We start from the raw sequence: 25,920 nt of genomic DNA on the forward strand, positions 1-25,920 counted from the left end.
GATCACCGCGCGACCGCCCCTCGCGATTCCGAGCCTCGGGTGTACCGGAGACGAATGTACGGACGCGGCGGGGCCGGGTCTTCATTCCATTGACGGAATCGGGAATCGGTACCTTCTGCGGAGGGCTCATCAATGAGTTTTCATCATTGAGGCGGAGGAGCGGGGGAAACCGGCGTTCGTAGGCTTCCGGCTGGCAGCGTGCGCGGCGGAAGGCGGGCTCGGTGGTCGATCAGAAGGCTCGTGCGAAGGCCGGTGCCGGCGACGCGTCCGGCTCCGGTGGCGGTGGTGGTGGCCGGACGCGCCGTCTCGCCTCGTTCCTCAGCGTTTACGTCCTGCTGGTCCTGGTCCCGGCGGCCGTCATCGTCGTCCTGCTCGCCGGCGGGGGGCTCGGCGGGGAGGCCGCGCACTCATCCGTTCGGCCGACACCCGGCGGGACGGGGCACTCCGTCTCGCGATTCCTGCTCGCCGTCGCCGCCGTCCTGGTGGCCGGATGGGTGATGGGCGCCCTGTTCGAGCGGATGCGGCAGCCCCGCGTGGTCGGCGAGATCTGCGCCGGCATCCTCCTCGGCCCGTCGTTCCTCGGAGCGGCCTGGCCCGGGGCGGCGAACCTGCTGTTCCCGGCGGCGGTGCTCTCGCACGTGGCCGTGCTGTCCCAGCTCGGCCTGGTCCTGTTCATGTTCGTCGCCGGCGCGGAACTGCGGCCGGCGTTGCTGCGCGGGCAAGTGCGCGTGGTCTTCATGGTGAGCCATGCGGGGATCGCGGTCCCGTTCGCGCTGGGAGTCGCCCTGTCCCCGAGTCTCTATTCGGAGTTCGCGGGGACGGAGGCGTCCCCCACCACGTTCGCGCTCTTCCTCGGCCTGGCGCTGAGCATCACCGCCCTGCCCGTGCTGGCGCGCATCCTCGTGGACCGGGAGATGCAGGACGTCAGGCTCGGAGCGTTGAGCCTCGGGTCGGCCGCGGTCGGCGACGTCACCGCGTGGTGCCTGCTCGCCGGCGCGGTGGCCATGGCCGGCAACGCCTCCCCGGTCGAGGCGCTCAGGGTGCTGGCCTGGACGCTGCTGTTCGTGCTCGTGCTGGTCGGCGTGGTCCGTCCGATGCTGGGCAGGCTGGTGTCCGCAGGCGCCGTGACGGGACCTTCCGACGAGGCGCTCTTCGCGCTGCTGGTGGGCGGGGCCCTGCTGGCCGCGACGGCCACCGAGTACATCGGCCTGCACGCCGTCTTCGGAGCCTTCGCGTTCGGTACCGCGGTGCCACGGGGCTCCGAGCAGCTCGCCCGGGTGCTCGGCAGGCTGGAGACGCTCACGCTCTTCCTCCTTCCGTTGTTCTTCGTGCAGGTGGGACTGCGCACCGACCTCGGGGCGGGCGGCTGGCGGCCGGCGACGCTCCTGGCGACCCTGCTCGTCTGCGCGGTGGCGATCGCCGGCAAGCTCGCCAGCACGGGGGCGGCCGCCCGCGCGGCGGGTCTCCCGTGGCGGGACGCCGCGGCCGTGGGCGTGCTCATGAACTGCCGGGGGGTGACCGAGCTGGTGATCCTGGACATCTGCCTGGAGCTGCGGGTGATCGGTTCCAGCCTGTACAGCGGCCTGGTCGTCATGGCCCTGGCGACGACCGCCATGACCTCCCCGATCCTGGACCTGCTGGAGCGGTCTCGTCCGGACGGCGGAGCTTCTCGGCACAAGGACGGAGCCGACGTTCGGCCACTGTGAGGAAGACGGCGGCGCCGGTGCGACCTAGGTTCTGTCCCGTGGAATTCGACTGGACGGTTTCGCAGCGAAATCTGTACGAGAAGATTTTGTCAGGCGTCCGGGCCGGGGTCGGCGAGGGAGCGGGCGACGGCCGTTTCAGCCGGGACGCGTGGCGTACCTGCGGGGGGCTCGGCCTGCTGGGTCTCTCGGTTCCCGCGGAATACGGCGGGGAGGGGCTGGACGCCGTCACCACCGCGCGTGCCGTGGAGGCGTTCGGCAGGGGGACCGCGGACTTCGGCCTCCTGTTCGCCGCCATGGCGCACCTGTTCGCCTGTGCCATGCCGATCGCCGAACACGGCCGGGCGGAACTGCGCGCCCGCGTGCTGCCCGCATTGTGCTCGGGCGAATGGATCGGCGCGAACGCCATAACGGAGGAGCAGGCCGGCTCCGACGTCGGGGCACTGCAATGCACGGCGGAACGGCAGGACGGTCACTACCGGCTGAACGGGCCGAAGTCGTTCGTGAGCAACGGACCGGTGGCGGACGTCTTCATCGTCTACGCGGTCACTGATCCAGGACTCGGTCATCTGGGCATCAGCGCATTCGCCGTGGAACGGGGCACCCCCGGCCTGGATGTCGGCGAGCCGTTCACGAAGATGGGCCTGGCGTCATGCGCCGCCGGCGAGATCGTCCTCACGGACTGCCTCGTCCCCGAGGGCAACCTGCTCGGGAACGAGGGCCAGGGCTCCGCGATCTTCCAGAGTTCGATGCGCTGGGAACGCGGCTGCCTCTTCGCCGGCTACCTCGGCATGATCGACCGCCTGCTGGAGCGCTGTGTCGCCCACGCCAGGACCCGGCGGCAGTTCGGCGGTCCGATCGGGGGGAACCAGGCCGTCTCCCACCGGCTGGCCGACATGAAGCTCCAGTTGGAGGCCGCGCGGCTGCTCCTGTACCGGGCATGCTGGGCAATGGACCGGGGCGCCCAGGCCGTCCTCGAGATATCGCTGTCGAAGCTGGCCGTGAGCGAAGCCGCCGTGCAGTCGGCGCTCACCGCGATCCAGATCTTCGGTGGCGGCGGATACCTGACGGCGAACCAGATCGAGCAAGAACTGCGCAACGCCGTTCCCAGCACGCTCTTCTCCGGAACCTCGGAAATGCAACGCGAGATCATCTCCCGGGAGATCGGGCTGTGAGGCTGCACGAACTCGTCATCGCCGGGGCCGAGCGGACGCCGAACGCGCCGGCGGTGGACGGCCCGGACGGCCCGCTCACCTACCTGGAGCTGGATCGGGAGGCGAATCGGATCGCCCGTGCCCTGACCGACCTCGGTGTGGGGCCCGGTGACCGGGTCGGGCTCTGGATGGACAAGTCGGCGCGCATGGTGGCCGCCATGCAGGGCGTCCTGCGGCTGGGCGCGATGTACGTACCGCTCGACCCGCTGAGCCCGGTCGATCGCATCGCCCGGATCGTCAGCGGCTGCCGGGCCGCCGCGGTGATCTCCACACCCGAGCGGTCCCGCGAGCTGGCGGCGAGGGTCCGCACCGCGCACCTGTGCACCGGCCCGGACGGGGCCGGGCCGAGCTGGGGCGCCGTCACGGGCCGGTCGGGTGCGGCGCTCCCCGATCCCCCGGTGCGGCCCGACGATCCCGCGTACATCCTTTACACCTCGGGCTCGACGGGCGAGCCGAAGGGCGTGTGCATCAGCCATCGCAACGCGCTGGCGTTCGTCGAGTGGGCGGCGGCGGAGCTGCGCGCCACACCGGAGGACCGCTTCGCCAACCATGCCCCGTTCCACTTCGACCTCTCCGTGCTGGATCTCTACGTCGCCTTCAGCTGCGGGGCGTCGGTCCACCTGGTGCCGCAGGGCACGGCCTACGCGCCGCATCTGCTGACCGACTTCCTCGTCCGGCGGCGGATCACGGTCTGGTACTCGGTCCCGTCGGTCCTGATCTTGATGATCTCCGAGGGCGGCCTTCTGGACCTGGAGCCGCCGGAGGTTCGCGCGGTGCTGTTCGCGGGTGAGCCGTTTCCCATCCGGTACCTGCGGCGGTTGCAGGCCCGCTGGCCCCATGCGCGCCTTCTCAACCTGTACGGCCCGACGGAGACCAACGTCTGCACGTTTCACGAGGTGAAGGGGCCGATCCCGGCGGAGCAGACGCTGCCGGTGCCGATCGGCAAGGCATGTTCGGGCGACCGGGTGTGGGCCCGCCGCGCGGACGGCGGCGTGGCCGCCCCCGGAGAGGAGGGCGAGCTGATCGTCTCCGGGCCGACGGTGATGCTCGGTTACTGGGGCCGGCCCGGGCAGGACGGCGCTCCCTACGCGACCGGCGACATCGTCCGGTTGCGGGAGGACGGGGCGTACGAGTTCGTGGGCCGCCGCGACGCGCTGGTGAAGGTCCGCGGCCACCGGATCGAACTCGGGGAGATCGAATCGACCCTGCTGCGGGATCCGGCGATCGCGGAGGCCGCGGCGGCCGTGGTGGGCGCCGGCCCGGACGCCCGCCTGGTCGCCTTCCTGGTCGGAGCGGGCGGCTCACCACCGGGACTGCTCGCGGTCAAGCGCCTGTGCGCGCGCCATCTGCCGCGGCAGATGATCGTCGACGACGTCCTGCCGCTTCCCGAACTGCCGCGCACGAGTACCGGGAAGATCGACCGGCGGCGCCTCACGGAGATGGCGCCGAAGCGGCTCACATGAGGCGGGCCCCAGGCCGGCCTCCAGACCCGGTCTCATCCTCGGGATGCTTGCCTCCTGGGGCGTCCCGCTTGTGGACCATGACGGTGCGGGTCCAGGAGACGACCTCGTCGCCGTCCTGGTTGAGACCGCGGGTGCGGGTGGTGATGATGCCCGCGTAGGGCCGGGACGCCGACTCCCGCATATCGGTGATCAGCGATTCGGCGCGGATGGTGTCGCCGACGAACACCGGGTGGGTGAGCTTGACGTCGGTCCAGCCGAGGTTCAGCAGCGCGGTCTGGCTGATGTCCGACAGGCCGAGGACGAGCGCGACCGTCAGCCCCGAGTTCACGATGACCTTGCCGGTGGGAGATCGGCCGGTGAAGTCGGCGTTGTCATGGTTCTGCCTGCCGGGCCGGTGTGCGGTGTCGGGCTTCAGCAGCGTGAACCAGGTGTCCTCGCTCTCGCCGACGGTGCGGCTGGACGGATGCTCGAACACGTCTCCGACGGCGAAGTCCTCGTAGTAGCAGCCGATCTGGGTTTCATGGACGGTCACCCGCGCCTCCTTCGGACCGCCCCTCCTCCGAAGGGGCTCCCCCGAACTTAAAGATCAGACTTTTCACCCGTCAAGCCCTCGACCCCCTTGCGGTGCCAGGTCATTCCGCCTAACGTAACGGCGTTCCGACCAGATGGGGAGAGGTGCAGGCCCGTGAATCAGATCCCGGCCACCGCCGAGACCGCCTACCGGGCCCTCGCGCTGCAGACGCGGACACAAGCCGTCAACGGCATGTCCGGCGCCGAGGCGCGGGAGACGATGGCCGCGTCCATCGCCCGGATCGGCGGCGAGGTGACCGCCGCGAAACGCTGGGTCGGCCCGGACCTGCGGCTGGTCGTGCTGCCCGAGTACGTCCTCAGCGGCTTCCCGATGGGCGAGCCCGTCGAACGCTGGCGGGACATGGCCGCGCTCGCCCCGGACGGCCCCGAATACGAGGCGCTGGCAGCCGTCGCCGCCCGCGAGGGTCTGTTCCTGTCCGGGAACGCCTACGAGAGCGACCCGAACTTCCCCGGCCTGTACTTCCAGGCGTCCTTCGTGATCGGGCCGACCGGCGACACGGTGCTGCGCTACCGCCGGCTGCACTCGCTGTACTCGCCGTCGCCCTACGACGTGTGGGACCGCTACCTCGACCTCTACGGCATGGACGCGGTGCTCCCCGTCGCCCGGACCGAGATCGGGAACCTGGCCTGCATCGCCTCCGAGGAGATCCTCTACCCCGAGCTGGCCCGCGCCCTCGCGCTGCGCGGCGCCGAGGTGTTCTGCCACTCCACGTCCGAGGTGACCAGCCCCGCGCTGACCCCCAAGGAGATCGGCCGCCGCGCCCGCGCCGTCGAGAACATCGCCTACGTCGTGTCCGCCAACAGCGGCGGCCTGCACGGCATCCCCATCCCCGGCGACTCCACATCCGGCGGCTCGAAGATCGTCGACTACGAGGGCCGCGTCCTGGCGGAGGCCGCGAGCGGGGAGAGCGTCGTCGCCTACGCCGAACTCGACCTCGCCGCGCTGCGCCGCAACCGGGCCCGTCCCGGCATGGGCAACCTGCTGTCGCGCGTCAAGCCGGGCCTGTGGGCGGACGAGTACGCCCGGCACGACGTCGAGCGGCCGAACGGGCTGGACGGACGCGCGCCCGAGCGCACCTGGTTCGCCCGCCGCCAGCAGGAGTCCATCGACCGCCTCACCGGCCCGCGCTGAACGGCCGCACCGAAGGGAAGGACCCATGGGAACGATCCGCGAGGACATGCCGCTTCTCGCCCGGCACGAGGGCGAATGGAAGGGCACCTACACCTACGTCGACGCCGCCGGCAACGTCACCGACCGGCACGAGTCGCTGCTGACCTGCACCCTGCCGGAGGACGGCGAGTACGACTACCACCAGGTCAACGAGTACACCTGGGCCGACGGGCGCACCGAGAGGCGCGTCTTCCCCGGCGTCTACCAGGGCGACGGGCACTGCACGTTCGACACCGAACGGCTGCGCGGCGAGTTCTGGGAGCTGGACGAGCGCGTCGTCTATCTCAACTGGATCTACAAGGCGGAGGGCGAGGACCTGCGGCTGTTCGAGCTGATCCACCTCAGCGAGGACGGCAACGACCGCAGCCGGGTCTGGCAGTGGATCCGCGACGGCGTCTGCTACCAGCGCACGCTGATCAACGAGGTCAGGATCGGCTGACCGCCCGCCCGGCGGTCAGTCCTCGGCCAGGCGGGTGCGGTCGATGGTGGTGTAGGTCTCGCGCAGGTTCTCCAGGTGCGCGTGGCACGCCTCCCGCGCGCCCGCCTCGTCCGCCGCGTCGATCCGGGACAGGATCTCGCGGTGGTCGTGGTCGACGCCGTACCAGAACCGGGACGGCGCGTTCTCGCGCAGGAAGCGCTCGTTGAGCACCCGGAACACCGGCTGCGTGACAACCTCCAGGAACGGGTTGCCGGCCATCTTCAGCAGCACGGTGTGGAAGTGCCGGTTCGGCGCGAAGATCTCCGCCGGGTCGAGCGCGCTCGGGTCGAACAGGGAGCCGCGCAGTTCCGCGCGGCCCGCCTCGTCCCCGCGCGCGGCGGCCATCCCGGCGGCGGGCACCTCCAGCAGCTCCCTGATCTCCAGCAGCTGGTCGACGGTGATCCGGGTGTCCAGGGTGAGCAGGTTGAGGCTCGTCGCCAGGTACTCGGTGATCTGGTCGGGCCGCGGGCAGACCACGAAGCTGCCGCCGGCGACGCCGCGCGTCGTGGTGACGAGGTTCTGGCTGGTCAGCAGGCGCAGCGCCTCGCGGACCGTGCTCCGGCTGACGCCGTGCTCGGCGGACAGCTCGGGCTCGATGGGCAGCCGGTCACCGGGCTTGAACTCACCGGAGACGATGCGGTCGCGCAGGCTGGCCGCGATCTCGGCGTACGCCGGGACGGGGGCGGGCGGCCGTCCGGAGGCTCTCTCGGTGGTCACCCGGAGCATCGTACCGATAAACGTCAGACTTTCTCGAAGCCAGGGATTGACGCACCGTGCGGGCACCCGGCAAGCTCTCAAACACACACAACGGAACTCGATTCCAGATCGCGGAACACGGAGGTAGGTTCGTGGCACTCCTCCCGGGCGGCGCGCCGCTCTCGATGGCCGGGGGCGTGCGCGAGTTCGCCGCGTCCACACCAGGCACCACCGCCGTCATCGACGGCGACCGGACTCTCACCTACCGGGCCCTGGACGAGCGCGCCAGCCGGCTGGCGCAGGCCCTGCTCGCGGGCGGGCTGCGGCCCGGCGACCGCGTCGCCGTCCGGCTCGGCAACCGGCTGGAGTACCCCGAGGTCATCGCCGCCGCGGCCAAGGCCGGGCTGGTGCTCGTCCCCATCGGGACGAGGCTCACCGACGCCGAGACGACCTACATCCTGGAGCACTCCGGCGCCCGCGCCCACATCTCCGACGCCGAGCCGCCCGTCCCGGTCGACGTCGTCCTGCAGATCGGCGGAACGGGCGCCGCCTCCTACGAGAGGGCGCTGGAATCGGCGCGGGCCACCGACCCGATGGTGCCCATCGACGAGAACGACGCCTGCTGCCTCTACTACACCTCCGGGACGACCGGCAGGCCCAAGGGCGTCCTCAGCAGCCACCGCGCCCGCACGCTCATGTGCTACCTGTCGGCCATGGAGTGGGGTCTCGGCGCCCGCCGCGTCAGCCTCGCCGTCGCGCCGATGTACCACGGCGCCGGGATGGTCTTCGACTACGCGCCCGTCCTCACCGGCGGCACCGTGGTCATGCTCCCCAAATGGGACCCCGAGCAGATGCTCGCGCTCACCGAACGGCACCGCGCCCAGTCGGTGTTCCTCGTCCCGACGCACGCGCAGGCGCTGCGCACGTCCGGCGCGCTCGGCCGCTACGACGCCTCCAGCCTCGACACCCTCTACTTCAACGCCGCGGCCCTGCCCGCCGTCCTGAAGGACTGGGTCATGGAGGCGTTCCCGCACGCGGGCGTCCACGAGCTGTACGGCTCCACCGAGGCCGGCGTCGTCACCAACTGCCGGCCCGCCGACGCCGACCGGACCGGTTCGGTCGGCCTGCCCTGGTACATGACCGAGGTCCGGGTCGTGGACCCGGCCGGCGACCCCGTCGGGCCGGGCGAGCGCGGCGAGCTGTTCAGCCGCTCCCCCTTCCTGATGAACGGCTACCTGCGCGACGACGCCGCCACCGACGGCTGCACGACCCCGGACGGCTTCCTCACCAGCGGCGACATCGTCGTCCGCGACGAGGACGGGTTCATCTACGTGGTGGACCGCAAGAAGGACATGATCATCTCCGGCGGGGTGAACATCGCGCCCCGCGAGGTCGAGGACGTCCTCGGCACCTTCCCCGGCGTCGCCGACTGCGCCGTCGTCGGCCACCCCGACGAGCAGTGGGGCGAGCGCGTCGCCGCGTTCGTCGTCGCCCTCCCCGGCGCGTCCATCGACGTGGCCGCGCTGGAGGCGCACTGCCGCGAGCGGCTGTCCGGCCCGAAGGTGCCCCGCAGCGTCGAGTTCCTCCCAGCCCTCCCCCGCAACGCCGCCGGCAAGGTCCTGAAACGCGAACTCCGCGACCGCTGACCACCGGACTCCCACCGGGCCCGGCGCATTCCTCAACACCCGAAACACGCGATCGAAAGAGGTGCCCCTTTGCGACCCCACGTCGAAGTCATCCAGGAGGGCGACTACATCTGGCACGCCGCCGAACTCGTCGGCGGCGAGGGCCGGGCCAGCGAGCGCCGCCTGTCGGTGGACGAGGAGGACGGCTCCTGCTCGCTGCGGGTCGACTTCCACACCGACTGGGGCCGCGGCCCCGGCATCCACCACGCCAACACCGAGTACCACGTGCTCGAAGGGTCGATGACCTACAACGGGAAGGAGTACGGCAAGGGCGCTTACGTCTACGCGCCCAAGGGCGTTCCCACCGAGGCCATCACCTTCAGCGAGGGCACCCGGATCCTGCACTACCGCGAGTACGGCGACGCCGGATTCGACCCGGTGGAGAGCACCAAGGCGCCGCGCTGGAAGGACGCCCGCGAGGACGTCATCGTCATCGACAGCGAGGCGATGAAGTGGGACGCCGTCCCGAACCCGGGCCCGATGCCCGGCATGTTCATCAAGTACCTCCACGTCGACCCGGTGACCGGCTTCTACACCCGGCTCGTGCACGCGCAGGAGGGCTGGACGGACCACCGCCTGGCGCACCACCCGTGCTACGAGGAGGCCTACACCGTCCAGGGCCACATGGAGTACAACTTCGGCACCCTGGACCTCGGCACCTACTTCTTCCGTCCCGCCCGCGTCAAGCACGGCCACTTCACCAGCATGGAGGGCGGCGCGACCTGGCTGCTGCGCTCCGACGGCGAGCTGTACAACTGGTACACCCAGAGCGAATGGGTGCGCTGGGGCGGCCAGTCCATCAACTGGGGTCCCGGCGACGGCCGGCTGCGCTGGTCGATGTCCTCCCACGACATGGGCGTCGGATCCCCCGGCCGCAGCGAAGCGGACCTGGCCGACCTGCGCGCCTCGGTCGAGTACCAGCGCAAGCAGGGGGAGATCGACGAGGACTACGTCCAGCACGGCACCGGCACCGACAAGAGCCTCATCGCCATCGCCAAGGCCATGGACGCCGCCCGCCTCCAGGGCGGCCACGGCGACCATGACCACGACCACGAGCACGACCATGACCACGAGCACGACCACGAGCACGCCCCGGTGAACGCCGATTGGGGCGCCGACCCCCGCTCCCTCGAACACGCCGACGAGCGCACCGACGACCTCTCCCACGTCTGGGGCGCCGGCCGAGTCTGGAAGAAGGGCGACCCCATCCCCGCCCCGATCCTGTCCAGCCTTCCCGTCCGCAGCCGCACGACGGGCCGCTGGAACGGCGACGGCATGTAACCCCTTGGCCCACTGGCCTGTGGCGCGCCGCCCTCATGAACAGCCACATGAGGGCGGCGCGCCACAACGCTTTGAGGAAGCCCCGCGCCCGAGGCGGCGCGCGATCCTGACGGCTGGGACGGCATGAAAACGTCATGGAACACGACTGCGGCCGGCGCTCACAGCGCCGGCCGCAGTCGTGTTCGCCATCGACTCCCGCGGAGACCGTCAGGCGGCGGATTCTCCGCCCAGGTACAGGGCCTTGACCATCGGGTCGGCCTGTACTTCCGCGGCCGTCCCGGACAGGCCGATGCGGCCCCGCTCCAGGACGTAGGCGCGGTCGGCCAGGCGGAGGGCGATGAGCGCGAGCTGCTCGACGAGCAGCACCGAGATGCCGCGCTCGGCGTGCAGCCGCTTGACGTAGGAGAACAGCTCGGCGGCCTTCAGCGGCGCGAGGCCCAGGGACGGCTCGTCCAGGACCAGGAGCTTCGGCTCGCTCATCAGCGCCCGCGCCACGGCGAGCATCTGCGCCTCGCCGCCGGACAGCGTGCCTCCGGCCTGGTCGCGGCGCTCGGCAAGGCGCGGGAACAGCTCCAGCACCTCGTCCATCAGCTTCTGCGTCCGGGCGCGGCTGCGCCGCAGCGGGAAGCTCCCGAGCTGGAGGTTCTCCAGCACCGTGTGGTCGGGGAAGATCCGTCGCCCTTCGGGGACGTGGCCGATGCCGAGCCCGGTGCGGCGCCACCCGGGGACGCGGGTGATGTCCTTCCCCGCGAACGACACCGTGCCCGCCGACGGCTTCAGCAGGCCCGACAGCACCTTGAGGGTCGTGCTCTTGCCGGCGCCGTTCGGGCCCAGCAGGACGACGAACTCGCCCTCCCCGACCGTCACCTCGACCTCGTCCAGGACCCGGACGCCGCCGTAACCCGCCCTGATCCCGGTCATCTCCAGCAGCGCGGTCATGTCAGGTCCTCCACGAGGTCGGGGCGGCCAAGGTACGCCTCCAGCACCGCGGGGTCGGCGCGGACCTCCTCGGGCCCGCCGCAGGCGATCACCTTGCCGCTGTCGATGACGGTGATCCGGTCGCAGACGCGCATCACGAAGTCCATGTTGTGCTCGATCAGCACCACCGCGAGGCCGTGGTCGCGGAACGCGCGGCACAGCCGGGCCAGCGCGTCGATCTCGGCGGGGACGAGGCCGGTGGCGGGCTCGTCCAGGATCAGCACGCGCGGCCCGGACGCGACCGCCCGGACCACCTCCAGGAGGCGCTTCTGCCCGTGCGACAGCGACCCCGCGAGCTGGGCGGACCGGCCCGACAGGCCGGCGAACGCCAGCAGCTGGGCGGCCTCCGCGCGGGAGGCGGCCTCCCGGCGCCGGTAGGCGGGCAGCCGCAGCAGCGCCGACGGCAGGCCGTACTTCTCGCGCCCGCGCATCCCGGCGAGGACGTTGTCGAGGACGCTCTGCTGCTCGAACAGGTGCGGGACCTGGAAGACGCGGGTGACGCCGCGCTCGGCGACGGCGAAGGGGCGGTCCGGGGCGGGCTCTCCGCAGATGAGCACGTCGCCGGAGTCCACCTTGTGGAAGCGGGTGAGGCAGGCGACGGTGGTGGACTTGCCGGATCCGTTCGGCCCGATGACGCCGTGGACGCTGCCTGCGGCCACGGAGATGTCGATGCCGTCGACGGCCTTGACCCCGCCGAAGTGCTTGACCAGCCCGCGTCCCTCCAGCGCCGGGACGTCCGGGTCGGCGGCGGCGGCCGGCAGCACCGACTCGGGGAGCCCGCCGGACGGTTCGTGGTCCTCACCGTCGGCGGGACGGCCGAGCCGGCTGGCGCGCCAGGTGCCGACGACCCCCTTCGGGACCAGCATCATGGCGAGCAGCAGGGTGCAGCCGAGGAACAGCGTGGTGTACCGGGCGTAGTCCTTGATCAGCTCGACGACGGTGGCGATGAGCGCGACGCCGAGGACCGGGCCGGCCAGGGTGCCGATGCCGCCGAGGAACAGGCCGACGAAGAACACCAGGCCGTTGTCCAGGATGCCCACGTCCGGGTTGATGAAGCCGAGCTGCAGCGCGTACAGGCCGCCGGACAGCCCGGCGATCGCGCCGGAGAGGGTGAACACGAGCGTCTTGGTGCGGGTCGGCCTGATGCCCATCGCCGCGGCCGTGTCCGGGCTCTCCTTGACCGCCATCACCGCGCGCCCGACGCCGCTGTGGATCAGGTTGCGCTGGACGACGTAGACGAGCACCAGCGCGACGAGCGTGACGTAGTAGAACTGGATCTTGGTCAGGCCGCCGGGGGCGACCCCGACGATGCCGTTGACGCCGCCGGTGACCGCCTCCCACGACTTGCCGCCCTCGACCACGATCAGGTTCGCGGCGAGCGTGATCATGCCGAAGTACAGGTAGGTGGCGCGCAGGCTGATCACCAGCACCAGGCCGGAGAAGACGGCGCCGAGCACCATCGCCAGCGCCACCCCGGCGAGCCACGGCAGCCCCGACTCGACGGTCACGTAGGCGACGGCGTAGCCCCCGAGCAGCTGCATGCCGGTGTGCATCATCGACAGCAGCCCGCCGTACCCCATCGACAGGTTCAGCGAGATCGTCAGGATCGCGCTGATCGCGGCGGACGCGACGAGCCCGTTGTAGTACGAGGCGTTGTAGCTGTAGAAGTCGGTGATCGCCGGCCAGGCCAGCAGCACGACCGCGGCCACGGCGGTCAGCGCCGCGGGCAGCCACCGCAGCAGGACGTCCAGCGGGGACGACCTGGCCGGCGCCTTCACCGGTGCGTTCGTCGGTGCGCTCATCGATGCGCCTCCATCAGTGCGCCCTTCTCCGGTGCGCCCTTCTCCGGTGCGCCCTTCATCAGTGCGCCCTCCATCAGTGCGACTCCATCGGCTTGCCGAACAGGCCGGAGGGGAAGGCGACCAGGATCAGCGCCAGCAGCCCGAAGGCGACGAAGTCGCCGGTCGTGGCGCCGGCCAGGTTGCGGACGACCGCGTCCAGCAGCCCGACGATCAGGCCGCCGGCCAGCGCGCCGCGCGGCGAGCCGACGCCTCCGATCACCGCGGCGGTGAACCCCTTGATGGTGAACAGCAGCCCCGAGGCCGGCCCGATGAACAGCAGGGGCGCGGCGAGCACGCCCGCGAAGGAGCAGATCACCGCCGCGATCACGAAGCTGAGCAGGACGACCCGGCGGACCGGGATGCCCATGATCACGGCGGCGTCGGCGTCGTGCGAGGCGGCCCGGATGGCGCGCCCGTACGCGGTGAGCCGCAGGAACGCGTCGTACCCGGCCATCACGGCGAGCGCGACGCCGATGGTGAGCAGCTGCTGCCAGGCGAACCGCTGCCCGAAGATCTCCAGATGGCCGGGGGCCAGCGCCTTCGGCCGCAGCGAGTCCACGTCGAAGTAGCTCAGCGTGAACACCGCCTGGAAGATCATCGCCGCGGCGAGCGTGGCGATGATCCAGGCGTACCGCGAACCGGACAGCCGCACGGGCAGCATGATCATGCGTTCGCTGAGCAGTCCCATTCCCGCGCCGAGAACGAGCGTGATCAGCAGCGCCGCGGGCCAGCCCCACTGCCACAGCGCGACCACCTGGTAGCTGATGGCCGCGCCGAGCACGATCGGCTCGCCCTGGGCGAAGTTCATCACGCGCGTCGGCTGGAAGACGATCGCCAGCGCCAGCGCCACCAGCGCGTACACCGCCCCGGCGAACAGCCCGTCGATCCAGACCTGCGCGCTCACGACGCGGTGATCTCCTTGGTGAACCAGCCCTTGCCGTCCTTCTTCCACTGGTAGAGGTGCACCTGGTGGTAGAACTCGTGGCTCGGGCCGGGCTGGATCGCGTTGCCGGACGGCGTCTGCTGGGCCGTCAGGTTCAGGTTCTCGATGGCCTTGGCGAGCTCGGTCGCGTCGGTGCTCTTGGTGGACTTCACCGCCTGCTCGAAGACGTAGACGCAGTCGGCGGCGATGGCCGTGCCCTTCGGCGACGTCGCGCCGGTCTTCGGGCCGACGTTCTTGCCGTACTTGGCCTCGACCGCCTCGATGTGCTTGCGGTAGCCGGGCAGCCACTGGGACCGGTCGAGGCGCTCGGGGTACTGGTAGAGCGCCGCGGGGAAGACCGCGCCGTCGGCGGCGTCGCCGGACGCCTCGATGAAGGAGATGTTCTGCATGCCCGAGCCGGCGCCGACGAGCTTGCCCTTGAAGCCGGTCTCCGCCGCGGCGGCCATGGTCTTGGACCCGCCGACGCTGCTGGACAGCATGATCGCCCCGGCGTCCTTGAACTTCTCCACGTAGGCGCGGTGGCTCTGGTCGTCGGCCCGGCTCGTCTCCCAGCCGAGGTACTTGATGCCGGCCTCGGGCAGCAGCTTCTTCAGCAGGGCGTCGGTGTTCTTGCCCGTGTCGTCGGCGTCGTAGACCAGGCCGAGCGACTTGACGCCCTCCTTCTTCAGCCAGTCGACGACCGCCTTGCCGTCCAGGTCGAAGGGGTCCTGCGAGCGGAACCCGTACTTGAGCCCGGAGAAGCTGCCGGTGGAGACGGCGGGCTGGCAGTTGAGCTTCTTGTTCTTCTCGTAGGTGCCCTTGGCGGCGTCGTAGAACGCGGTCAGCGACGGGCCGATGACCAGTTTGACCGCGTCGTTGCCCGCCAGCTCGTTGGCGGCCTGCACCGCCTTGCCCGGGTCGAGGGCGGAGTCGCGGACGACGAGCTTCACCTTGGAGCCGTTCAGCCCGCCGGCGGCGTTGATCCGCTCGATCTCGACGTTCAGCGAGTTCTGCTGTGAGATGCCGAGAACCGCGAAGGGACCGCTCATCGGCGAGATCAGCCCGATCTCGATGTCCGGCTTGTCCCCCGCACTCTTGCCCGAGCATCCGGTCGCGGTCACGGCGAGCGCCGCGAGCCCCGCGACGGCCGTGACGACTGATTTGCGCATTGCATCCTCCGCCAGAGTGTTCCTGTTAACGGAACGCGGTTTCTAGACGAAGGACGCTATAGAGCCCCGGATCGCAGTGTCAATAGGTCTGATGTATTCGGAAGATGACGTGTTCGTTACGGGGTGAGCTGGTCCGACGCCGCAGGCCGCCGCGCCCGCCGAAGCGGGCGCGGCGGACGCCACGGCTCGTCAGCCCGTTTCGATGGCGTGGCCCATCAGCGCGGAAAGCCGTCCCGTCACGGCGAGCAGCGCCTCGGCGCACGACTCGGCCTCGCCGCGGAACCGTTCCACCGGCCCGCAGACGCTCACCACCGCGGCGGGAAGCCCGTGGTGGTCGAAGACGGGCGCGGCGACCGACGCGGCACCGGACTGGCGCTCGGCGAACGAGCGCGCGTAGCCGCGCCGCCGGATGGCCGACAGCTCCAGCCTGAGCGCGTCCGGGTCCACGACCGTCCGGTCGGTGAGCCGGCTGAGATGGTCCACCGAGAGGTAGTCCTCGATCTCCGCCTCCGGCAGGAACGCCAGGAACGCCTTCGACGACGCCCCCGCGTGCAGCGGGAACGGCACGCCGAGCGACACCGACATGATCACCTCCCGGTCCGGCGTCACCTGGTCGACGTAGACGCGCTGCGTGCCGACACGGGAGGACAGCGTCGCGGTCTCCCGGGTCGAGCGCGACAGCTCCGCGAGGTCCGCGGCCGCCAGCCGGCGGACGTCGATGTGGTCCAGATAGGCCAGGCCGAGCCGCATCGCGGTCAGCCCGAGCGCGTACCGGCGGGTCTCGGGGTCGATCTGGACCAGCCGGCGGCTGCGCAGCGAGGTGAGGATCCGGTGGACGGCCGGCTTGGAGAGTCCGAGCGCGTCGGCGATCTCGGTGACGCCGAGCGTCCGGCGCCCGGCCTCGGCGAACAGGACCAGCACGTCCGCCGCCCGCTCCACCGTCGAGGCCGACTGCCCGAGCCGTGCGGCGGCGCGGGTCTCCTGGGGCATGGCGGGGGTCTCCTTCTCAGTCCCGGCGCAGGCCGACGGGCACGGGCGGATCGGTGACGATCCTGGTGTCCAGGAACTCCCACCAGTCGTCCTGGGTGACGCGCTCACCCTCCCACTCCTCGTCGGCCTTCAGCCCGCCGAGGGCGGCCCGGTAGGCGCCCCACGCGGCCTCGTCCTCGAAGGCCGCCCAGTTCTCGATGGTGTAGACGTCGCCGATCACGCTGTAGTACCAGCGGACCTCCTTGACCATGGGCAGGTCGCGGTAGAACCAGCGCTCGCGGTCCTCCAGCCAGGCCCAGAACTTCTTCTGGTCCCGCCGGGAGCGCTCGCTGAGCTTCATCCGGTAGACAAGGTAGATCATGTAGTGCCCTCCATGTGTTTCGCTGGAGGCAACGGCGTTACCACCGGTTGCCAGGCACGCCCATCTTGTAACAGCTTTCCGCTAAATGGAATACCCCGCACGGCCCAGGCCCGGCCAACCAGGGGCGGGCCGAGATGTTTCTTTATATGGAACACCGTTTCATATAGCATGCGGCGCATCCACCGGTCACCGATCCTCTGGAGAGCACCCATGCTCAGCAGCCCCCGGTACGCCGTCCTCGGATGCCACGACCTCGCGGCCGCCGCACCGTTCCTGGCCGCGCTCGGCTACACCGAACGGCGCCGCGGCACCCTCGAACCCGACGCGGCCGCGGCCCTCTACGGGCTCACCGGCCCGGCCGAGGAGGTCCTGTACCTGCCCGACGGCGCCGAGACCGGCGGCCTGCTGCTGGTCGCCGCCCCGGAAGGGAGCACCGCGATCGCCGCCGGCGGCTACGGCGTCGACCTCTACACCCGCGACATCGAGGCGAGCGTCGCCGACCTGGTCGCCGCCGGCGGCGTCCCGTCCCCGACGGCCCGCTGGGAGCTCGGCGGCCGCCCGTTCGCCGAGTGCGGGATCGTCGGCCCCGGCGGCATCAGGGTCGTCCTCGTCGAGGGCAGTTCCCGCCGGGCCAGCCTGCTCGACGGCGACGAGACGCGGCGGCACTCGGAACTGCAGGCCGCGGTCCACCTCGTCCACGGCTGCGACGCGGGCTTCTGGGCGAAGCTCGGCCTGGAGCCGCTCTACTCGCAGCGGCTGGTGAACCCGGTGGTGGCCGCGCTGATCGGCATCGACGACCCGGACGCCGAGATCGTCCTCGACCTGTTCTGGGACGGTCGCGGCGCCCGCGTGGAGCTGATCAGCTTTCCCACCCTCGACCTGCCCGCGGGCGACGACGCGTTCGCCTCCGGCATGCGCGCGGGCGTGTTCCCGGTCCCCGACCTCGACGCCGCCCACGCCCTGCTCGCCGGCGCCGGCGCCCGCACGGGCGCCATCACCGAAAGCGACCTGCGCGGCGGCCGTGCCTTCACCGCGGCCTCCCCCGACGGCGTCCACCTCGAATTCTGGACCGAGGTCAGCCGCGAGGCTCGTAGAGGGTGACGGAGACGCCGTTCGGGGTGGTGGCGGACGCGACGGCCGCCTTGCCGTGCAGGGGGTCGTCGGTCTCGACCGGGTCGCCGGCGAGACCGCCGCCCGTCCGGCGGACGCTCTCCAGCGCGGCGCCGAGGTCGCGGGTGCGGACCGTCCAGCCGCTGTGCCCGAGCGTGCGGCCGGGACGCTGGTGGGGACGGCGATCGACGCGGTGCTCGCCCTCCGCGGAAGTGACCTCGATCCGCGCCGTCTTCTCCCCGGCGAGGAACGCCAGCCGCATGCGGGTGCCGGAGGGCAGCCCGGCGACGGTGTCGAAGCCCGGCGAGGAGAACACCACGTCGTACCAGACGGACATGCCGAGGCCGTCCGGTCCCCAGAACGCGATCTCTGCGTCGGCGTCCGGAACGTGGCAGACCACGGAGGTCAGCTCGGTGTAGAGGCGGCCGGGGTCGGCCTCCCATGCGGCGGTCCCGCGGACGGCGGCGGGCTGGACGAACACGACGGCCGTGCCGTCGGGCGCGGGGCACACGCCCTGGGTGACCTGGACCTCCTTGTCTCCCCCGACGGCCACGCCGTAGGTGGCGGGCGGGGTCGACCAGTCGATGCCGGCTTCCGCGAACCGCTCGTGCGCGATCTCGATGTCCTTGGCGTACATGTCGATGCCGATCAGGCCGACGTCGAGGTTGTGCGGCCGTTCGGCGGGGGCGATCGGCTCGGGGACCCGGACGAGGTGGATCCGGCCGGTGCCGGCGCCCGCCGCGGCCAGCGCGACGGCGTCGACGTCGACCGGCCCGGTGCCCCACAGCGCGTCCGCGACGGCTGCCGGAACCACGCCCTCCGCGGCGATCTCGTATCCCAGCCGGTCGCGGAAGAAGCCGAGATGGGGCCCGAAGTCGCGGGCGCCGACGATCGCGGCGGTGATGCCCTCCACCAGGGGAGCCGGGGCGTGCTCGCTCATCGCGATCCCTTCTTGTTCCTGTCTATGGAATGCTGTTCCAATTTGCCAGCGGTTGACGCTAGGCTCGGCGGCAGCGGCCTGTCAACAGCGGCCGCGACCGCCACGCACTTCCCCACACTGCCGCCCCCTACGAGGAGGACCCATGCGCGCCGGAGTCCCGGGCATGCCCATCAACAGCAAGCACCTCGGCGAGTGGCGAGGCGAGTACATCCATGTCGACGCCGACGGGACGATCGTCGACCGGCACGCATCGCACCTGCGCTGCTGGGTCCCCGAGGACGGCTCGTTCGACATCTGCCAGGTCAACACCTACACCTGGTCCGACGGCCGGGTGCAGGCGCTGGAGTTCGGCGGCCGCATGCAGGGCGATGTGTGCCACTTCGACAACGACCGGATCATCGGCGAGATGAGCCAGGTGGACGACCAGTCGATCGTCCTCACGTGGTCGTACAAGTCCGACCCAGACAACTACCTGTACGAGCTCATCCAGCTGTCGCGCGACGGCCTGCACAAGTGCCGCACCTGGCACTGGATGAACGGCGACCGGCTCGTCAAGCGGACGATCATCAACGAGTCCAAGGTCGGCTGACCGTTTCGACAGCGAGAACCTCGTTTCATGTCCGGCCCCCGCTTGCGGCTCTCCCCCTCCCCCCGAACGTAGAGGACAGCGGATGCTGCGGTACCTCGGACGACGGGTCGCCGGTCTCGCACTGGTCCTGTTCGTCGTACTCACACTGGTCTTCTTCATGCTGCGGGCCGCGCCGGGCTCGCCCGCCGACGCCTACCTCGGCATGAACCCCACCCCGGAGAAGCGCGCCGCGGTCGAGCACCGGTTCGGGCTCGACCAGCCGATCTGGACGCAGTACGCCAAGTTCGTCGGCAACCTGCTTCGCGGCGACCTCGGCGACTCGCTGTTCAGCGGCCGCCCGGTCACCGGGATCATCGGCGACCGGCTGCCCGTCACCCTCGAACTCGGGCTGCTGGCCCTGTTGTTCTGGGTGGTCGTCGGGCTGGCCGCCGGCATCCTGGCCGCGCGGCGGCGGGACTCGTTCGTCGACGGCGCCGTCCGCGTGTTCAGTGTCGTCGCGCTGTCGATCCCGAGCTTCTGGCTGGGCCTGGTCCTGGTCGTCGTGTTCGGGCTCTACGTCAGGGGGGTGCTGCCGTCCAGCGGCTGGGTCGCGTTCGGCGCCGACCCGGCGGGCAACCTGCGCAGCGTGGTGCTGCCGGCGTTCGCGCTCGGCCTCGGCTCCAGCGCGGTCATCGCCCGCACGCTGCGCGGCTCGCTGATCGAGACGCACCGCACCGACTACGTCTCGTTCGCCCGGGCGATGGGCATGTCCGAGGGCGGCATCCTGCGGCGGATCGCGCTGCGCAACGCGATCATCCCGACCGCCACCGTGATCGGGATGATGGTGGGGCTGTTCATCAGCGGGACGGTGCTGGTGGAGAACGTCTTCAACGTCCCGGGGATCGGCCAGACCATCGTCGGCGCGTTCCGGCAGCACGACTACCCGCTCGCGATCGCCTGCACGCTGGTCACCGCGGTCGTGTTCCTGGTCGCCAACCTGATCGTCGACTTCCTCTACTTCGCGCTCGACCCGCGGATCCGCGCCGGGTTCCTGAACGGAACGGACTGATGGACGCGACCACGACCGTGACCCCCTCCGCACCCGCGCCGCGACCGGCCCGGCGCCCGTCCGCGCGCCGCCTCGCGCCGCCGCGGATGTCGGCCCTGACCTGGACGGGGCTCGTCCTGCTCGGGCTGTTCCTGCTGCTGGCGGTGTTCGGGCCGATGCTCGCCGGCGACCCGGCCGCGCGGACCGGCGAGCAACTGGCCTCGCCGAGCCCGCATCACCTGTTCGGCACCGACCACCTGCAACGGGACCTGTTCGCGCGGACGGCGGCAGGCGCCCGGGTGTCGCTGCTGGTCGCGGTCGCGGGCGTCGCGTTCGGGCTGCTCGTCGCGGTGCCCGCCGGGCTCGTCGCCGGCTACTTCGGCGGACGCTGGCCGGACGATCTGATCATGCGGCTGCTCGAGGCGCTGCAGGCGCTGCCGCTGTTCGTCTTCGCGATGTTCGTCATCGGCGTCACCGGCACCGGCGACTCGCACCTCGGCCCGGTCACGGTGTCGGCGACCGCGAAGGTGATCCTGCTGCTCGGCGTCGGGTTCATCCCCTACTTCGCGCGGGTCACCCGGTCCGCGACGCTGGTGGAGGCGCAGGAGGACTACGTCGACGCGCTGCGCGTCCTCGGCGTGCCGCGGTGGCGGATCGTCGGCGGCGAACTGCTGGTGAACGTGCTGCCGCCGGTGCTGGTCCAGGCGTTCCTCTGGCTCGGCATCGCGATCTTCGCGGAGAGCGCGCTCAGCTTCCTCGGGCTCGGCATCCAGGCGCCCGCGCCGAGCCTCGGCAACATCCTCGGCGACGCGACCGGCTACCTGTTGCTCGGCGCCTGGTGGTACTCGATCATTCCCGGCCTGGTGATCCTCGTCGCCACGGTCGGCTTCAACCTCGCCGGCGACGGCCTCGGCGACGCCCTCGACGCCGACGGCCGCGGCTGACCCGCCCGGCACCCTCCACCCTCAACCCCCCTTCCCGTGAGGAGCCCGTCATGTCCGCTGCCAACCCGAACGTCCCGAGCGGTCCCGTGCTGAGCCGCCGCCGCTTCCTCGTCGCCGCCGGCGTGCTCACCGCCGGCGCCGGCGCCCTCGCCGCCTGCGGCGGCGGAGACACCGGCGGCTCCGGAGGCGGCGCCGTCAAGAAGAACGGCACGCTGACCTTCGGCGTCACCTCCATCTCCGACTACCTCAACCCGCTGAGCACCACCTCCAGCCGGGTGCACTGGATCACCGAGTCGGTCGTGGAGCCGCTCTACACCTACGACGCGTCGCTGCGGTCGGTGCCGCTGCTGGCCGACGGCGAGCCGGAGATCTCCGCCGACGGGCTGACCTGGACGATCAAGCTGAAGAAGGGCGTCACGTTCCACAACGGCGACCCGCTCACCGCCGCCGACGTCGCCGCCACCTTCGGCTTCGTCACCGACCCGAAGAGCACCAGCGACTGGACGACCTACTTCGTCGGCTACGTCAAGAAGGTCACCGCGACCGACGACCACACCGTCAAGATCAAGCTGACGACGCCGTTCGGCGTGCTGCGCTCGCATCTGACCAACCTGCCGATCGTGCACCGTGACTTCGTCACCAAGACCGACACCACCATGGGGACCGGCCCCTTCACGATGGGCGCCGTCAAGCAGGGGCAGCAGGTCGCGCTGGCCCGCTTCGACGGCTACCACGGCGCCAAGCCGGCCCTCACCGGGATCACCTTCCAGGCGGTGCCCGACTCGGCGACCAGGATGGTCAACCTCCGCGAGGACAAGATCCAGATCATGACGGACGTCCCGCCGGAGAGCATCGGGCTGCTGAAGAAGGCCGCCGACGTCCGCGTGCACGAGGTCGCCGCGCCCAAGGACCTCGTCACCTATTTCGTGGCGAACAAGAAGCCGTTCGACGACGTGCGGGTCCGGCAGGCGCTCGCCTACGCCATGGATCGCAAGGGCGTCCGCGACATCGTCTACGGCGGTTCCGCCGACATCGCACAGGGCCCGATCGGGCCGGTGGCCGAGGGGCACGACCCGTCCCTGAAGCTGTACGGGGAAGGCCCCGACGTCGCCAAGGCGAAGGCGCTGCTCGCCCAGGCCGGGCTGTCCAGCCTCGACTTCACCCTGATGGTCACCAGCGACCCGGTCCTGAAGAACGTCGGGCAGGTACTCGCGCAGGGCTGGAAGCAGGCCGGGATCAACTGCACGCTGGAGACGCTCGACATCAGCCCGTGGGTGAAGAAGTGGGCCACCGGCGAGTACCAGATGGCGATGACGGGGTTCGACGGCGGCTTCGGCGGCGGCAAGACCGCCTTCACCCTGCTGGGCGCGCTCAGCTCCCGGAACCCGCTGAACTTCGGCTACAAGAACCCCGAGGTCGACGAGCTGCTCGGCAAGGCGTGGGCGACCACCGACGCGGCCGAGCGCGCCGCGATCTGCAAGCAGATCAACGCGCTGGTCGCCAGGGACGCGATCTCGATCCCGCCGGTCTACCCCAAGCTCATCGTCGCGCAGCGCACCGAGATCAGCGCGCTGGACGACACGCAGCTGAGCGTCAGCCGGATCAACGTGGCCCCGGTGCGAGCGGCCTGATGCGCCGCTCCCCGGGGCGCTCCCCCACGGCCGCGGACGCCGCCTCCGCCGGTTCCGAGGGCGGGCCGCTGCTGTCGGTGGCGGGCCTGTCGGTGTCGTTCCGGACCCGGACCGGCGAGACCCGCGCCGTCCGCGACGTCTCCTTCGACCTGGCGCCGGGCGAGATCCTCGGCCTGGTCGGCGAGTCGGGGTCGGGCAAGAGCACCGTGCTGACCTCCCTGATGCGGATGCTGCCGGGCAACGCCACCGCGTCCGCCGGGCACGTCCGCTTCGGCGGCACCGACCTGCTCGCACTGCGCGAGGACCGGATGCGCCGGCTGCGCGGCGACCGCATCGGCCTGATCCCGCAGCGCCCGATGACGTCGCTGTCGCCGACCACGCCGATCGGCCGGCAGCTCCGCTGGCACCTCCCCGCCGGCGGCGACGCCGGCGGGGGCGGGGGCCCCGGCGGGGGCGACCGGCTCGGGGAACTGCTGCGCGAGGTCGGTCTCGGCGCCGTCCTGGACCGGCTCGACGGATACCCGTTCGAGTTCTCCGGCGGCCAGCTCCAGCGGATGCTGATCGCGGTCGCCGCGCTCGGCCGCCGTCCCGAGCTGCTGCTGGCCGACGAGCCGACCACGACGCTCGACGCGACCGTCCAGGCGCAGGTGATCCGGCTGCTGCTGGAGCTGCGCGACCGGGTCGGCCTCGCGATGATCTTCGTGACCCACGACCTCGGGGTGATCTCGCAGATCAGCGACCGCGTCGGGGTGATGTACGCGGGGCGGCTGGTGGAGACGGCGCCGGTGCGGGAGCTGTTCGCCGCGCCCCGGCACCCCTACACGCGCGCCCTGATCGGCGCGATGCCGGGCCGGCACCCGAGGGGCGAGCCGCTGCGCACCATCCCCGGCACGGTGGGCGGCGCGAACCTGCTGCCCGGCTGCCCGTTCGCGCCGCGCTGCGACATGGCCGCCGACGCATGCGGCGTGGAACATCCGGGCGCGCGGGTCATCGGCGCATCCACGGTCAGCTGTCATCGAGCGGACGAGGTCGTATGAACGCCATCACCGCGCAGAACCTCACCAAGCACTATCCGGTCCGGTCGGGAGGGCGCGCGAAGGGCCGCGTCGTGCACGCCGTGGACGACGTGTCGTTCGAGGTGCCGGCGGGGAGGACGCTGGCGATCGTCGGCGAGTCCGGCTGCGGCAAGTCGACGATCGCGCGGATGCTCGTCCGGCTCGCCCGGCCGACCGCCGGCCGCGTCCTCGTCCGGGGCGAGGAGCGCACGGACGCCCGCGCGATCCAGCTCGTCTCGCAGAATCCCTGGTCGGCCCTCAACCGGCGCAAGAGCATCCGGCATGCGCTGGAGCAGCCGCTCGCCGTGCACGGGCTGGCACCGGACCGCGCCGCCCGCGCCGCGCGGGCGCGGGAGCTGCTCGGCATGGTCGGGCTGTCCGCCGACTACCTCGACCGCCGGCCCGGCGGGGTGAGCGGCGGCGAACTGCAGCGGGTCACGGTCGCGCGGGCCCTGGCTGTGGAACCCGAGGCGCTGGTGCTGGACGAGCCCACCGCCAGCCTGGACGTCAGCGTGAAGGCGCTGCTCGTGAACCTGCTGCTCGACCTCCAGCGACGGCTCGGGCTGAGCTACGTGCTGATCACCCACGAGATCGAGATCGCACGGCACATGGCCGACCGGGTCGCGGTCATGTATCTCGGCAGGCTCGTGGAGTACGGCGACGCCGACCAGGTCTTCGGGGATCCCCGGCACCCGTACACGCGGTCGCTGCTGGCCGCCGTCCCCGGCCTCGCCGATTTCGGGGACGGGGCCGGAGCGGGAACGCCGCCGCCGGTGCTGACGGGGGACGTCCCGTCGGCGGTCGACATCCCGTCCGGGTGCCGGTTCCACACCCGCTGCCCGTTCGCCGCCGACGCCTGCCGCCGGGACGAGCCCGTCCTGGAGGACGCGGGCGAGGGCCGCCGCGCGGCCTGCCTCCGGCTCGCGGACCTGACGTCCGCCGCGCCGGCACCCGCAGACGCACCGCCGCGTGCCGGCGCATCCGCACACGCCGACAAGGAGAAGACATGACCGAGCCTACGCCGGACGGGTCCATCACACAGCGGACCGACGGCGGGTACGCCACCGCCGACCTGGTCAAGGACGCCTGGACGCTCGGGGTCGTCCAGTCGCGGGTGCATCCCGCCGCCGACGAGGCGGAGCAGGAGGCCAACCTCGCGCACATGCTGCACCTGATCGACAACTCTTTCCACACCGGCTTCGGCTTCGCCCCCGACCTGCTGTTCTTCCACGAGTTCCCGATCAGCGGCTGGGACCAGTGGACGAAGGAGGAGACCGAGCGGCGCTGCATCGAGATCCCCGGTCCGGAGACCGAGCGGATCTCCGCGAAGGCGCGCGAGTACGGCTGCCACATCGCGTTCGGCGCCTACGTCCGCGACCCCGACTGGCCGGGGCACGTGCTGAGCATCACCACGCTGATCGGCCCGGACGGCGAGATCATCGCCAAGCACTGGAAGGCGCGCAACGTCAAGGGCGTGTTCCGCGGCTTCGAGCTGTTCACCACCACCACCTACGACGTGCTGGACCAGTACGTCGAGATGTACGGGGCGGACGCGGTGCTCCCGGTCGCGCGGACGGGCCTCGGCAACATCTCCATGTCGTCCACGCAACTGGAACCGGAACTGTTCCGGGCGCTGGCGATCAAGGGCGCGGAAGTGTTCCTGCGCACCGCCAGCGGCAGCTTCTCCGAGGTGGACATACGCGCGTCGGCGCTGCACAACCGGGTGTACTGCGCGATCGTCAACAACTCGGTGCTGGCGCGGGAGTCGAACTACTTCGAGGACACCGGGGCCGGCGGCTCGGCCGTCTACGGACCGGACGGGCAGGCGCTCGCCACCGCCGACAGCAAGTTCGAGAAGCTGATCAGCGCGCAGATCCCGATCGCGTCGTTCCGGGCGGTGCACCGCCAGCCCGACATCCACTGGGACCTGTACCGCCCGGTCTTCGAGCAGTACCGGAGCCGCTTCGAGCCGAACCTCTACACCCCGTACCAGCCGCACGACCTGCGGGACGCGGGCCGTTACCTGAACGGCCGCTCCCGCTGGCGGTGACGCCCCCGATCCGTGCCGCCCGCCCGCGGCG

General features: G+C 71.3%; 24 protein-coding genes. 15 read left to right on the plus strand and 9 right to left on the minus strand.

What is annotated here, in order from left to right; all coding sequences use genetic code 11:
* Window positions 1–221 precede the first annotated feature (221 nt).
* From SM418_RS28795 to SM418_RS28805, 3 genes are read left to right on the plus strand one after another with little or no spacing between them, the layout of a single operon-like run.
* Complete coding sequence (locus SM418_RS28795) at window positions 222–1,706, plus strand: cation:proton antiporter (protein ID WP_371944179.1); 1,485 nt, start codon at window positions 222–224, stop codon at window positions 1,704–1,706.
* Complete coding sequence (locus SM418_RS28800) at window positions 1,703–2,878, plus strand: acyl-CoA dehydrogenase family protein (RefSeq protein WP_371944178.1); 1,176 nt, start codon at window positions 1,703–1,705, stop codon at window positions 2,876–2,878. The genes SM418_RS28795 and SM418_RS28800 overlap by 4 nt, the downstream gene beginning before the upstream one ends.
* Window positions 2,875–4,380, plus strand: a complete 1,506-nt coding sequence (locus SM418_RS28805) for an amino acid adenylation domain-containing protein (RefSeq protein WP_371944177.1) — start codon at window positions 2,875–2,877, stop codon at window positions 4,378–4,380. Before SM418_RS28800 ends, SM418_RS28805 begins: the two co-directional genes overlap by 4 nt.
* On the opposite strand, the gene SM418_RS28810 is transcribed toward SM418_RS28805, so the two are convergent.
* Window positions 4,373–4,912 (minus strand): MaoC family dehydratase, encoded by a 540-nt coding sequence (locus SM418_RS28810; protein ID WP_371944176.1) that lies wholly within the window; start codon window positions 4,910–4,912, stop codon window positions 4,373–4,375. The two genes, SM418_RS28805 and SM418_RS28810, sit on opposite strands and share 8 nt — an antisense overlap.
* Before the next feature lie 153 nt (window positions 4,913–5,065).
* Between SM418_RS28810 and SM418_RS28815 the strand changes: the two genes are divergently transcribed.
* Both SM418_RS28815 and SM418_RS28820 read left to right on the plus strand, forming a co-directional pair.
* On the plus strand, window positions 5,066–6,103 hold the full coding sequence (locus SM418_RS28815; RefSeq protein ID WP_371944175.1) for a nitrilase-related carbon-nitrogen hydrolase: 1,038 nt from the start codon (window positions 5,066–5,068) through the stop codon (window positions 6,101–6,103).
* A 25-nt stretch (window positions 6,104–6,128) separates the two neighbouring features.
* Window positions 6,129–6,581, plus strand: coding sequence for a DUF3598 family protein (locus SM418_RS28820; protein ID WP_371944174.1), 453 nt, complete (start codon window positions 6,129–6,131; stop codon window positions 6,579–6,581).
* A 15-nt stretch (window positions 6,582–6,596) separates the two neighbouring features.
* Here the strand turns inward: SM418_RS28820 and SM418_RS28825 are convergent, their stop codons facing one another.
* Complete coding sequence (locus tag SM418_RS28825; RefSeq protein WP_371944173.1) at window positions 6,597–7,337, minus strand: FadR/GntR family transcriptional regulator; 741 nt, start codon at window positions 7,335–7,337, stop codon at window positions 6,597–6,599.
* Between the two features lie 131 nt (window positions 7,338–7,468).
* On the opposite strand from SM418_RS28825, the gene SM418_RS28830 reads away from it, so the two are divergent.
* Both SM418_RS28830 and SM418_RS28835 read left to right on the plus strand, forming a co-directional pair.
* Window positions 7,469–8,962 (plus strand): class I adenylate-forming enzyme family protein, encoded by a 1,494-nt coding sequence (locus SM418_RS28830; protein ID WP_371944172.1) that lies wholly within the window; start codon window positions 7,469–7,471, stop codon window positions 8,960–8,962.
* A 69-nt stretch (window positions 8,963–9,031) separates the two neighbouring features.
* Window positions 9,032–10,282 (plus strand): DUF4437 domain-containing protein, encoded by a 1,251-nt coding sequence (locus SM418_RS28835; protein WP_371944171.1) that lies wholly within the window; start codon window positions 9,032–9,034, stop codon window positions 10,280–10,282.
* Between the two features lie 207 nt (window positions 10,283–10,489).
* On the opposite strand, the gene SM418_RS28840 is transcribed toward SM418_RS28835, so the two are convergent.
* The 6 genes from SM418_RS28840 to SM418_RS28865 all read right to left on the minus strand — a co-directional run bounded on the left by SM418_RS28840 (window position 10,490) and on the right by SM418_RS28865 (window position 16,543).
* Entirely contained in the window at window positions 10,490–11,221 is a 732-nt protein-coding gene (locus SM418_RS28840) for an ABC transporter ATP-binding protein (protein WP_371944170.1), read from the minus strand.
* A complete protein-coding gene (locus SM418_RS28845) occupies window positions 11,218–13,062 on the minus strand; it encodes a branched-chain amino acid ABC transporter ATP-binding protein/permease (RefSeq protein WP_371944169.1) in 1,845 nt (614 codons plus the stop codon). Before SM418_RS28845 ends, SM418_RS28840 begins: the two co-directional genes overlap by 4 nt.
* A 73-nt stretch (window positions 13,063–13,135) precedes the next feature.
* A complete protein-coding gene (locus SM418_RS28850; RefSeq protein ID WP_371944168.1) occupies window positions 13,136–14,005 on the minus strand; it encodes a branched-chain amino acid ABC transporter permease in 870 nt (289 codons plus the stop codon).
* Complete coding sequence (locus SM418_RS28855) at window positions 14,002–15,192, minus strand: ABC transporter substrate-binding protein (protein WP_371944167.1); 1,191 nt, start codon at window positions 15,190–15,192, stop codon at window positions 14,002–14,004. Before SM418_RS28855 ends, SM418_RS28850 begins: the two co-directional genes overlap by 4 nt.
* A 189-nt stretch (window positions 15,193–15,381) precedes the next feature.
* Window positions 15,382–16,182, minus strand: coding sequence for an IclR family transcriptional regulator (locus tag SM418_RS28860; RefSeq protein WP_371944166.1), 801 nt, complete (start codon window positions 16,180–16,182; stop codon window positions 15,382–15,384).
* 16 nt (window positions 16,183–16,198) lie between these two features.
* Window positions 16,199–16,543: a hypothetical protein gene (locus tag SM418_RS28865; RefSeq protein ID WP_371944165.1), complete on the minus strand. Its 345-nt coding sequence runs from the start codon at window positions 16,541–16,543 to the stop codon at window positions 16,199–16,201.
* Between the two features lie 210 nt (window positions 16,544–16,753).
* Between SM418_RS28865 and SM418_RS28870 the strand changes: the two genes are divergently transcribed.
* Window positions 16,754–17,644, plus strand: a complete 891-nt coding sequence (locus tag SM418_RS28870) for a hypothetical protein (protein WP_371944164.1) — start codon at window positions 16,754–16,756, stop codon at window positions 17,642–17,644.
* Here SM418_RS28870 and SM418_RS28875 read toward each other — a convergent pair.
* Window positions 17,619–18,593: a hypothetical protein gene (locus SM418_RS28875; RefSeq protein ID WP_371944163.1), complete on the minus strand. Its 975-nt coding sequence runs from the start codon at window positions 18,591–18,593 to the stop codon at window positions 17,619–17,621. The genes SM418_RS28870 and SM418_RS28875 overlap by 26 nt on opposite strands.
* A 142-nt stretch (window positions 18,594–18,735) precedes the next feature.
* Here SM418_RS28875 and SM418_RS28880 point away from each other — a divergent pair, with 142 nt between their 5' ends.
* The 7 genes from SM418_RS28880 to SM418_RS28910 all read left to right on the plus strand — a co-directional run bounded on the left by SM418_RS28880 (window position 18,736) and on the right by SM418_RS28910 (window position 25,889).
* Window positions 18,736–19,182, plus strand: coding sequence for a hypothetical protein (locus SM418_RS28880; RefSeq protein WP_371944162.1), 447 nt, complete (start codon window positions 18,736–18,738; stop codon window positions 19,180–19,182).
* A gap of 82 nt (window positions 19,183–19,264) precedes the next feature.
* Window positions 19,265–20,230 (plus strand): ABC transporter permease, encoded by a 966-nt coding sequence (locus tag SM418_RS28885; protein ID WP_371944161.1) that lies wholly within the window; start codon window positions 19,265–19,267, stop codon window positions 20,228–20,230.
* Entirely contained in the window at window positions 20,230–21,153 is a 924-nt protein-coding gene (locus SM418_RS28890) for an ABC transporter permease (RefSeq protein WP_371944160.1), read from the plus strand. The genes SM418_RS28885 and SM418_RS28890 overlap by 1 nt, the downstream gene beginning before the upstream one ends.
* Window positions 21,154–21,203: 50 nt before the next feature.
* Window positions 21,204–22,784, plus strand: a complete 1,581-nt coding sequence (locus SM418_RS28895; RefSeq protein ID WP_371944159.1) for an ABC transporter substrate-binding protein — start codon at window positions 21,204–21,206, stop codon at window positions 22,782–22,784.
* Window positions 22,784–23,821 carry an ABC transporter ATP-binding protein gene (locus SM418_RS28900; RefSeq protein ID WP_371944158.1) on the plus strand — a complete coding sequence of 346 codons (1,038 nt, stop codon included), beginning with the start codon at window positions 22,784–22,786 and terminating at the stop codon, window positions 23,819–23,821. The genes SM418_RS28895 and SM418_RS28900 overlap by 1 nt, the downstream gene beginning before the upstream one ends.
* Window positions 23,818–24,849, plus strand: a complete 1,032-nt coding sequence (locus SM418_RS28905; RefSeq protein ID WP_371944157.1) for an oligopeptide/dipeptide ABC transporter ATP-binding protein — start codon at window positions 23,818–23,820, stop codon at window positions 24,847–24,849. The genes SM418_RS28900 and SM418_RS28905 overlap by 4 nt, the downstream gene beginning before the upstream one ends.
* Window positions 24,846–25,889, plus strand: coding sequence for a nitrilase-related carbon-nitrogen hydrolase (locus SM418_RS28910; RefSeq protein WP_371944156.1), 1,044 nt, complete (start codon window positions 24,846–24,848; stop codon window positions 25,887–25,889). Before SM418_RS28905 ends, SM418_RS28910 begins: the two co-directional genes overlap by 4 nt.
* The last annotated feature ends 31 nt before the right edge of the window (window positions 25,890–25,920 follow it).

The organism is Actinomadura chokoriensis (assembly GCF_041463665.1).
Classification (GTDB): domain Bacteria; phylum Actinomycetota; class Actinomycetes; order Streptosporangiales; family Streptosporangiaceae; genus Spirillospora; species Spirillospora chokoriensis_A.

Excerpts from the sequence above, each read along its gene's own strand:
- SM418_RS28820 (WP_371944174.1), top strand. The coding sequence starts at position 6,129 with ATGGGAACGATCCGCGAGGACATGCCGCTTCTCGCCCGGCACGAGGGC.
- SM418_RS28840 (WP_371944170.1), bottom strand. The coding sequence starts at position 11,221 with ATGACCGCGCTGCTGGAGATGACCGGGATCAGGGCGGGTTACGGCGGC.
- SM418_RS28845 (WP_371944169.1), bottom strand. The coding sequence starts at position 13,062 with ATGAGCGCACCGACGAACGCACCGGTGAAGGCGCCGGCCAGGTCGTCC.
- SM418_RS28855 (WP_371944167.1), bottom strand. The coding sequence starts at position 15,192 with ATGCGCAAATCAGTCGTCACGGCCGTCGCGGGGCTCGCGGCGCTCGCC.
- SM418_RS28860 (WP_371944166.1), bottom strand. The coding sequence starts at position 16,182 with ATGCCCCAGGAGACCCGCGCCGCCGCACGGCTCGGGCAGTCGGCCTCG.
- SM418_RS28865 (WP_371944165.1), bottom strand. The coding sequence starts at position 16,543 with ATGATCTACCTTGTCTACCGGATGAAGCTCAGCGAGCGCTCCCGGCGG.
- SM418_RS28870 (WP_371944164.1), top strand. The coding sequence starts at position 16,754 with ATGCTCAGCAGCCCCCGGTACGCCGTCCTCGGATGCCACGACCTCGCG.
- SM418_RS28875 (WP_371944163.1), bottom strand. The coding sequence starts at position 18,593 with ATGAGCGAGCACGCCCCGGCTCCCCTGGTGGAGGGCATCACCGCCGCG.
- SM418_RS28880 (WP_371944162.1), top strand. The coding sequence starts at position 18,736 with ATGCGCGCCGGAGTCCCGGGCATGCCCATCAACAGCAAGCACCTCGGC.
- SM418_RS28885 (WP_371944161.1), top strand. The coding sequence starts at position 19,265 with ATGCTGCGGTACCTCGGACGACGGGTCGCCGGTCTCGCACTGGTCCTG.
- SM418_RS28890 (WP_371944160.1), top strand. The coding sequence starts at position 20,230 with ATGGACGCGACCACGACCGTGACCCCCTCCGCACCCGCGCCGCGACCG.
- SM418_RS28895 (WP_371944159.1), top strand. The coding sequence starts at position 21,204 with ATGTCCGCTGCCAACCCGAACGTCCCGAGCGGTCCCGTGCTGAGCCGC.
- SM418_RS28900 (WP_371944158.1), top strand. The coding sequence starts at position 22,784 with ATGCGCCGCTCCCCGGGGCGCTCCCCCACGGCCGCGGACGCCGCCTCC.
- SM418_RS28905 (WP_371944157.1), top strand. The coding sequence starts at position 23,818 with ATGAACGCCATCACCGCGCAGAACCTCACCAAGCACTATCCGGTCCGG.
- SM418_RS28910 (WP_371944156.1), top strand. The coding sequence starts at position 24,846 with ATGACCGAGCCTACGCCGGACGGGTCCATCACACAGCGGACCGACGGC.